8 protein-coding genes are annotated in these 8,790 nt (G+C 39.5%); 6 read left to right on the top strand and 2 right to left on the bottom strand.

Going from position 1 to position 8,790, the window contains the following annotated elements; translation table 11 throughout:
• The first annotated feature begins 134 nt into the window (after positions 1 to 134).
• A complete protein-coding gene (locus M901_RS07565) occupies positions 135 to 1,058 on the top strand; it encodes a LysR family transcriptional regulator (RefSeq protein ID WP_021277602.1) in 924 nt (307 codons plus the stop codon).
• Here M901_RS07565 and ygiD read toward each other — a convergent pair.
• Positions 1,013 to 1,882 (bottom strand): 4,5-DOPA dioxygenase extradiol, encoded by an 870-nt coding sequence (ygiD, locus tag M901_RS07560; RefSeq protein ID WP_021277600.1) that lies wholly within the window; start codon positions 1,880 to 1,882, stop codon positions 1,013 to 1,015. The genes M901_RS07565 and ygiD overlap by 46 nt on opposite strands.
• A complete protein-coding gene (locus M901_RS07555; protein WP_021277597.1) occupies positions 1,882 to 2,727 on the bottom strand; it encodes an NAD(P)H-binding protein in 846 nt (281 codons plus the stop codon). Before M901_RS07555 ends, ygiD begins: the two co-directional genes overlap by 1 nt.
• A gap of 93 nt (positions 2,728 to 2,820) precedes the next feature.
• Here M901_RS07555 and M901_RS07550 point away from each other — a divergent pair, with 93 nt between their 5' ends.
• From M901_RS07550 to M901_RS17485, 5 genes are all read left to right on the top strand, one after another.
• A complete protein-coding gene (locus M901_RS07550) occupies positions 2,821 to 3,723 on the top strand; it encodes a LysR family transcriptional regulator (protein ID WP_021277601.1) in 903 nt (300 codons plus the stop codon).
• Positions 3,724 to 3,817: 94 nt separating this feature from the next.
• The gene (locus M901_RS07545; protein ID WP_021277598.1) at positions 3,818 to 4,261 is read left to right on the top strand and encodes a MarR family winged helix-turn-helix transcriptional regulator; all 444 of its coding nucleotides are present in this window, start codon (positions 3,818 to 3,820) and stop codon (positions 4,259 to 4,261) included.
• Entirely contained in the window at positions 4,258 to 5,487 is a 1,230-nt protein-coding gene (locus M901_RS07540) for a TolC family protein (RefSeq protein ID WP_081653386.1), read from the top strand. Before M901_RS07545 ends, M901_RS07540 begins: the two co-directional genes overlap by 4 nt.
• Positions 5,488 to 5,490: 3 nt before the next feature.
• On the top strand, positions 5,491 to 8,547 hold the full coding sequence (locus tag M901_RS07535; RefSeq protein ID WP_021277603.1) for an efflux RND transporter permease subunit: 3,057 nt from the start codon (positions 5,491 to 5,493) through the stop codon (positions 8,545 to 8,547).
• Between the two features lie 23 nt (positions 8,548 to 8,570).
• Positions 8,571 to 8,790, top strand: a 220-nt coding sequence (locus M901_RS17485) for a hypothetical protein (protein ID WP_021277604.1), incomplete at its 3' end; no start/stop codon positions are given.

The following is an 8,790-nucleotide window of genomic DNA, read 5'->3' as shown; positions in this document are numbered from 1 at the left end:
TNAGATTCCAAAAGAATGAATTCTTAATGTACATGGGCCCTCCAGCCTTGTTTCTCTATTCATTCTATATCTTCATTTTTTTTTATGATACAACTAAAATAGTGTATAATGTATGCATAAATGCATGGATATATATGGAAACGAACTGGAACTTATTGAAATTTGATTGGGAAAGAGCAAAAGCACTGGTTGCCGTTGCTGAAGCAGGCACTTTTTCTGGAGCTGCTGAACTTCTCAAATTGGCCCAGCCAACTCTGGGAAGACAGATTAAGGCCCTTGAAGATGAGCTCGGAGTGGCCCTTGTTGAAAAGGTAGGAAAGAGGCTTGAGTTAACGCCAATTGCAACAGAGATATTGGAAAAGTTTCAGCTTATGGCCGAGGCTGCAGAAGAGGTTAGTTTAATTGTTAAGGGAAACTCTAAAGAGCTCGAAGGGACAGTATCAATTAGTGCCTCTGAATCATATGCAGCTTTTCTATTACCAAAGATTCTTCTAAAGATGCGAAGAGAATATCCTAAAATTCATATTGATATCATTGCGACTAATGACTCTACTGATTTAATAAAGCGCGATGCTGATATCGCTATTCGAAACTATCGCCCTGTTCAAAACGATTTGATCATAAAGAATATTGGTCAAAGTAAGTTCCACATTTATGGAACTCAAGAGTACCTTGATGAGCTAGGTGAGATCAAAGAAGTGAGTGATTTAAATCGTGCGAACTTTATCGGAATAATGGAAAGAGAGACGCTCATTCAAGGATTAAATGTTTTTGGTCTAAATTTAGATCAAGAGAACTTCCCAATAAACTCCTCTAGTCACCTGGCCCATTGGGAAATTGTTAAGCAAGGTGGTGGACTAGGTTTAATGGCCTCGAGTGTGGGTGATAGGGAAGAGGGTCTAGTAAAGGTTTTACCAGACTCTTTCCCTGAGATGATTGTTGAGAATTGGCTTGTGAGCCATCGTGATTTAAAGAATAGCTATCGTATAAGAGCGGTATACGACTTTCTCTATCAAGAGCTAAAGCGAACACTTCTCATGGCCAATGAACCATTTTGAATATCTTCAATATCAAAAGTTAGCTGATCATCTTTTGCCGCTGCACCTAAAATATAGAGTAGAGGAAGATAGTGCTCTGGAGATGGAATACTTAGTTGTCCGACTTTCGATTTAAGAGGATCTTTAACTAAGGCCATAAAGTCGCGCTCTTCAATTCTTTGTTTTGCCCATTGGTCAAATTCAACGGCCCAATCCATGGCCGGTGCATCTATTTCACGGGAAAGAATTCTGAGATTGTGTACGATATTTCCACTTCCCATAATCATGACTCCTTGCTCTCTTAGAAAAGACAGTTGCTTGCCAAGCTCATAGTGGAACTCAAATGGTTTTGTACGATCAAGACTTAATTGAATCACAGGAACATCTGCTTGCGGATAAATATGACGTAAGACTGACCATGTCCCATGATCAAGACCCCAGCGATTAAAGTCAGCACCAATGAGTGGATTTTTTATTTCACCCTGAATATCTAAGACCAATTCTGGACTTCCGGGAGCAGGGTATTGAACTTCGAAGAGTGGACGTGGAAAGCCACCAAAGTCATGGATTGTTTTAGGTTGATCCATACCTGTAAGCCAAGTCCCTTGAGTTTCCCAATGAGCAGAAACCATGAGAATGGCCTTAGGCCTTCCAAGAGTTTTAGCAAGCCCTTGCAGTTTCTTAGTGAAGTCATTTTCTAGAATGGCATTCATTGGCGAACCATGTCCCAGAAAAATTATTGGTTGCTTCATAACTTTATCTCCTGTCCTTAAAACCTTCGTCAGGGCGAGAGCAATTCCACTCGCGCCTAGACTTGTAATAAAGGCCCTTCGATTAAATGGCATTAGTTCGCCTTCCAAGCTTCTTTGTAGTCTCTCACATAATCTGTAAGAGATAATGGCTTGCGTCCTAGTATCTTCTCTACATTATCTGTTAAGCCAGCGTTGTAGCCTTCTTTTAAAAAACCAAGAATCAGAAGGAGAAAGTCTGAGTAGTCCTCAGGAAGACCTGCTGCTAGAAGTCCCTCTCGCAATTGTTGAGGTTGAATTTCCTGATAAAGAACCTCTTCTCCAATTTGTAAAGAGATGGCCTTGGCCACTTCACTGTGATCAATAGCACTAGGTCCTGTAATATCAAAGTCTGTATTATTAAAACTATCGTCAACTAAGAGTTTGGCAATAACTGCTGAGATATCTCTTGCATCGATGAAGCTAACTTTTGCCTCTCCAACTGGCAGAAGAATCTTTCTGTGCTCATTAATTCCTTGAATCCAAAAAGTGTTAAAGTTTTGAAAGAACCAGTTAGGTCTTACGATATTGTAATTTAGTCCAGACTTTTCGAGTTCAACCTCAGCTCTTCTAAATGGAGAGTTCTCATCGGCATTCGCTCCCATGGCCGTCATAAGAACAACTTTCTTTAGCCCCTTTCTCTTTGCCTCTTGAATGAGAGGGGAAATGATATCGTACTGGTTTGCATATCCTGGAGGTGAAATGAGAAAGACGCGATCAATATTTGAGAATGCCTCTTTGACACCTTCTCCTGTGGCCAGGTTGAGCTTTACTTGATCTGCTGCGAGTTTGTCCTTACTTGTGGCGCGAAGAACATTATGTCCTTCACTTGTGAGTTGCCTTGCTATTTCTGAGCCAACAGTTCCCGATGCACCTAGAATTAAAATATTTTCTTTACTCATATAAACTCCTTAATTAGTTTCTTTCGTTGAAATCAGTATCGCCCAGAAATGGATTCTTGATAATATGCATTAATTGCATTATATTGTTTCTATATGGAAACAATTGAACTTGAATTATCTCGTATCTTTGTCAAAGTTGTTCAGCATGGGGGATTTTCTCAAGCCGCTGAAATCCTTAGGATTCAGAAGTCTACGGTGAGTAAGGCAGTAACAAAACTTGAGAAAATGACGGGAACAAAACTCCTGTTAAGAACAACGAGAAGTCATACTTTAACAGCTGCAGGGAGACTCTTTTATGAGACCTGTCTTGAGCCAATCCAAATTCTTGAAGATGCACAAAAATCGCTTTATGGACTGGATTCTATTGCATCGGGAACAATCAAACTTACTGCACCTGAAGACTTTGGGCCTTATCTCGTCGCTCCAATCGTGGGACAGATTTGTAGACAAAACCCTATGCTTCGCTTTGATTTACAATATACAAATGAAGTCGTCGATCTAGTCAAAGACGGATTTGATTTAGCGATTAGAATTGGAAAGCTTAGAGAAAGTCAATTGAAGATGAGAAAGATTGGTGATCTTGAACTTATTCTTGTGGCCTCAGAGTCCTACCTTGAATCCGCTCCAAAATTATCCAAACCTGAAGAGCTTGTTGAGCATAGTTGTCTTACAATCAGCGGCCTTGCGATGAGTAATACATGGCAATTGGAGAGTGGAAGAAAGAAGGCCCGTTTTCAAATTAAGCCGGTAATCGAAAGTAATCAAATGAGTAGTCTTGTTCAGGCGACCATCGCTGGAGCAGGAGTTCTTCTTGCGCCTAAGTTTATTTGCGAACCTCATATTAGATCAGGTCAGCTGAAGCGGATTTTAAAACCATGGAATAACAGGGGCTTACCAATTAGCTTGGTTTCACCTGTCTCGATTGCATCAACCGCTCGTCTAAAGCTAGTCAGTGATGAACTGGTTAAAACGATCAAAGAAGCTATCGGTAATTAAGAGACCTTACAAAAAATTGACATTCAAATTCTTGTATATAGAAAAATCTCAATCTAAGATGGTTAACAAAGTTAACTATTGTCAGGGTTAAGCTATGGAGAAGTTGAGTCTTTCTAGAAAGTATATCGAAACAATCCCTCTTTCTATGGGATTGATGAAGTCATATATCAGAAAAGTCTGCGAGGCCGAGTTTAGCTTTTCAAAATTTCGAATTATCGCCTTAACACAATCTGGAAAAAGTACCGTCAGTGAAATTGCAGAGATGATGCATATTTCTCGACCTGCTGTATCTAAGTTAGTTGAGTCCCTTGTGACTGATAAGTATTTGTTACGACACACAGATGAAGAGGACCGTAGAGTGATTCACCTTACTGCTACGACAAAGGGGAAAAAGAAGTTTCAGAAAGTTAGGCATCTCGCCAGCCAAATGTTTATTGAAAATTTAGAAGGATTAAATCCTTTGGAAATAAAAGAGCTTAGTCAGGCACTAAGTATTCTTGAGAATTTTGTTTTACAAGCACAGGAGAAAAAAGTTTGAAAAAATATTTACTACTCATATGTCCCTCTGTCTTATTGACAGTGTCGGCCGGCGCAAATGTTGATGAGTTGTACTTGCGCTCTCTTAAGAAATCTAAGCAAGTTGAAATTTACAACTTAACAGAGAAGGGCTCGTTGGCGATTCTTGATTCTTATACATCAAGTCTTTATCCAAGTTTAGATCTTGTGAATTCTAACACGTATGATAAAGACTATACGGGATCTGGAAAGAATGAGCTTGATTCAGAGTTCTACTTTTCTCTTTCTCAAAAGATCTTTCAAGGGGGAGCAGAATTCGCTCTCAATGACTATCGTAAGCTTCTACCAAAACAAGCTAAGGCACAAACGAAGAAGAGCCTCTCTGATTATTATGGGAAGTTCACTTCTCTTTATTTTCAAGTCTCATCAGCATATGAAGAAACTGAGAAGATCGAGGCCTTACTTCAAAATTTAAGAAAGAGGGTGAATATTGTCAAAAAGAGAACCCGAATTGGGCGAGATCGAAAAGCTGATCTCTACGCTCTTGAATCTCAACTTCACAAGCTAGACTCAGATCTCTTAACAAGTAAGGCACAACTAGAAAATGCCTTAACTGAGTTTAGAAACTATTCAGGTCTTGAAAAACTTGATGGGCTAAAAAACCGCATCGATCCTCTAAAGCTAACTCTTCCATCAACTGTTGATCTTGATAAAGTCCCAGCACTGACTAGTCTCAAATATGACTATGAATCATCACTCATTGAAACACGAATTGAAGAGTCTAAGTATTACCCACAAGTGGAGCTAGGAGCTAGCTATAACTTAGATAAGAATAATTATGATGAACGAGATTGGGCCGTGAGTGTCAATGTGAAGTTGAACCTCTTTGACTTTGGCGTAAAAAAGTCTCGTGTCCAGAATAAGAAGATTCTCTCTCGCATTAACAATGCTCAGATTGAATACACTCGTCGTAACTCAGACAATCACTGGCAAAAATATCTTAAGAATTTTGACCTAAAAAAGAATGAGCTTATGACCTTGAGACGCTCTCTAGATAGAAGCAAAGACTCATATCAGGAGCAATTAAAAGATCTCGATAAAGGTCTTGTGACTCAGATTGATGTTATTCGTTCTCTAGACGATGTTATCCAGTTGGAGAAGCTTGTTATTAGATCGGCACTTGATGTGAAGTCACTTTACTATCAGGCCAATGCATTTCTAGGAAATATTCCTAAGGATAAAAGGTAAACTATGAAATTATCATCACTATCGATAAAGAATCCAGTCTTTGCATGGATGCTAATGTTCTCTCTCATTCTCTTTGGGATTTTGGGATTTAGAGAGTTAGGTATTAACGAAAACCCAGATGTTGATTATCCCTCGATCTCAATTTCGTACCAGTACGAGGGGGCGACACCTGAGGTTGTAGAAAAAGATATCTTGGAACCAGTTGAATCAGTCCTTGTTTCTATGCAAGGAATTAAAGATATGACTTCAACCGCGGGAAGGGCCCTTGGGCGAATCGAGCTAGAGTTTACTCTCGATAAAGATATCGACTTTGCTCTCCAAGAGGTTCAAACATTACTTGGTCGTGCTCAAAGACAACTTCCAGATGTTGTCGACACTCCAACGGTGACCAAATCAAATGCAGCGGATGATCCTATTCTCTATTTAGCTCTTGTTTCGACAAAGCTTAATGAGAGGGAGTTGAACCTGCTTTTTAAAGATGGGATTATTGACCAACTGACAACAATTGAAGGTGTCTCAGAGGTAAGAGCTTTTGGAGCTCGTGATCCAATGATGAGAGTTGATGTTAAGGCTGATCAACTTGAAAAGTATCAGTTAACACTATCAGATATTGTACAGACTCTTCAAAGGGAGAGTGTTGAGCTTCCTGCAGGAAAGTTTGAAACGCCACAAACAGAGACAAGTATTCGTGTTCTCGGAGAGGGGCGAACAGTTGAAGATTTTCAAAATATGATTATTAGTAGAAGAGGGGGACGCGCTAACTACGTTCCAATTAAACTCTCTGATGTTGCCCATATTCATGCAGGGGTCGAAAATAGAACTCGTATTTCAAGAGTTGATAGAACACCTTCTCTTTCAATGCCTATTTACAAGCAAAGAGGTGTTAATGCCGTTGATGTGGCCGATAGAGTGAAAGCTAGAGTTAAGGAGATATCTAAAACACTTCCAGAGGGAACAAATCTTTCTGTAAACTTTGATAGAACAACTTTTATTCGTCTTTCAATTGATGAACTATTACAGAACCTTCTTCTTTCTGTTCTTCTGACTTCATTTGTTTGTTGGCTCTTCTTAAACTCTATGTCGGCAACAATTAATATTCTTCTCGCAATTCCAACTGCTATCATTGGAACTTTTGCTTTCATGCATTTACTTGGATTCTCCCTTAATACTTTCTCTTTACTGGGGCTGACCCTTGCCATTGGGATTGTTGTTGATGATGCCATTGTTATGCTCGAGAATATTGTGCGATATGCGAAGAATGGCTACGATAAGGTACAGGCCTCATTTAAAGGAAGTAATGAGATTGCCTTTGCTGTACTTGCGACAACGGCCGTACTTGTTGCCATCTTTGCACCAATTACTTTAATGCCTGGAATTGAGGGAAGATTCTTTAAAGAGTTTGCTCTTACTATCTGTATTGCCGTGAGTTTATCTTCACTGGAGGCCTTAACTCTTGCACCAATGAGATGTTCTCAATTTCTTAATGTGAACTCTAAGGGGATTTTTATTCACCACTGGGTTGATAAGGCGGTTGCCACAACGAATAAATTCTATATGAAATGTTTGAACTTCTCTCTTGGTCATAGAATCAAGGTCATTTTTGTGTCACTTGCTCTTATTCTTGGGTCACTGACGACATTGAACTTCATTGATAAAGAGTTTGCGCCAGAATCAGATAGAGGTTTTATGTTCGTCATCTTTATCGCTCCAGATGGTAAGAGTTTAGATTATACGAACGCTAAGGTTAAAGAGTACGAAGCCATTGTTGAAAAGCATGAAGACGTTAGAAGAATGATTGTCGCTGTTGGAGGTGGACGTGGGGCCACAACAGGAAACAGAGGTTTTGGTGTAATTATTCTTAAAGATCGTGAAAAGAGAGAAAAAACACAATTCCAAATTGCATCTGAGTTAAGAAAGCAACTTTCTGGAATTAAGGGAATCAAAATCATCGTAAGAGACCGAATGGGCTCTGCTATCGGTGGTCGTCGAGGAAGTCCAATTGAATTTACAATTACTGGGCCAGATGCCGAGATTCAAGCACAGCTTTATCGTCAATTAGAAAAAGAGATGAAAGCATCAAAACTTATGGTTGGAGTTCGTTCAGATGATATTGGAGAGCTTCCAGAAGTTCACGTTGTTCCAGACCGTTTAAAGGCTCAACAAAGAGGTGTAGAAATTCGAACAATTGCTGAAACACTTAATGTCGGGGTCGGTGGAGTTGCTGCTGCTAAATATACTGAGAATGGTCGTCGTTATGATGTTTGGGTTCAGTTAGAAGAACAAGATAGAACAAGTGAAACTATCTCTTCACTTCTTCTTCAAAACAACAGAGGGGAGTTTGTGACACTCAATGATGTTGTAAAAATTGAAGACTCTTTTGGACCACAATCAATTTATAGAGAGAATAGGGCCCGAGGGGTTAGGGTAGATGCCAACTTAAGAGATGGTGTGGCCCAAAGTAGTGCCATCCAATATATTAAGGATGCCAGCGAAAAGATTCTGCCGGCCGGATACTCTTTAAAGTTCTCAAAGGATCTAAATGACTCACTCTTTAGTGTCCTTATGATTATGGTTCTTGGTCTTGTGATAGCTTATATGGTGCTAGCGAGTCAGTTTAATTCTTTCTCTGACCCAGTTACAGTATTCTTGGCCATCCCATTTGGGTTAGCTGGATCATTTATTGCTCTGTGGCTCTCTGGAAGTACCTTGAATATCTATTCGATGATTGGGATTCTTCTAACTATGGGGATTGTTAAAAAGACCTCAATTCTTATTGTTGAATTCTCAAATCAGCTTAGAGATGAAGGGAGAGAGCTAAAAGATGCCATCCTTCATGCTTGTGAGACAAGATTTAGACCTATTATCATGACAACATTTACAACACTTGCTTCAGCCGTTCCTGCAGCCGTTATTATTGGCGCTGGTTCTGAAACAAGAAGGCCAATGGCCCTAGTTATTATCGGAGGGGTTTTTCTCTCAACAATTTTTACTTTGATCGTAATTCCTTGCTTTTATTCTCTAATTGCAAGGCCTAGAAGAAAGATCTTAGAAGAAGCCTAATTTATTCGTAGCAAGCTTATGGAATGGTTGAAATTTCCGATAAGCTTGCTATGATTTATAGCTGTATGTTTAAGATATCTTTATATTCAATATTTATTATTTCAATGGTGAGCTGTGTGAATTCAGAGCAACCAAGCACTCAAGTTTCTTTGAAAGCTCAGGGACCAATTCGTTTGGTGCGTGGGAATATCGACACTGTTAAAACAGGTGAAATCAAGAGAGGTCAAGGTCTTTATCAGGCCT

Origin of the sequence: Bacteriovorax sp. DB6_IX (genome assembly GCF_000447775.1) — a bacterium.
Taxonomy (GTDB): Bacteria; Bdellovibrionota; Bacteriovoracia; order Bacteriovoracales; family Bacteriovoracaceae; genus Halobacteriovorax_A.
The sequence above is the reverse complement of the archived record's forward strand: the minus strand, read 5'-3'. Positions and strand labels throughout refer to the sequence as shown.

Coding starts and splice junctions, on each gene's coding strand:
- M901_RS07565 (WP_021277602.1), top strand. CDS start 135: ATGGAAACGAACTGGAACTTATTGAAATTTGATTGGGAAAGAGCAAAA.
- ygiD (WP_021277600.1), bottom strand. CDS start 1,882: ATGCCATTTAATCGAAGGGCCTTTATTACAAGTCTAGGCGCGAGTGGA.
- M901_RS07555 (WP_021277597.1), bottom strand. CDS start 2,727: ATGAGTAAAGAAAATATTTTAATTCTAGGTGCATCGGGAACTGTTGGC.
- M901_RS07550 (WP_021277601.1), top strand. CDS start 2,821: ATGGAAACAATTGAACTTGAATTATCTCGTATCTTTGTCAAAGTTGTT.
- M901_RS07545 (WP_021277598.1), top strand. CDS start 3,818: ATGGAGAAGTTGAGTCTTTCTAGAAAGTATATCGAAACAATCCCTCTT.
- M901_RS07535 (WP_021277603.1), top strand. CDS start 5,491: ATGAAATTATCATCACTATCGATAAAGAATCCAGTCTTTGCATGGATG.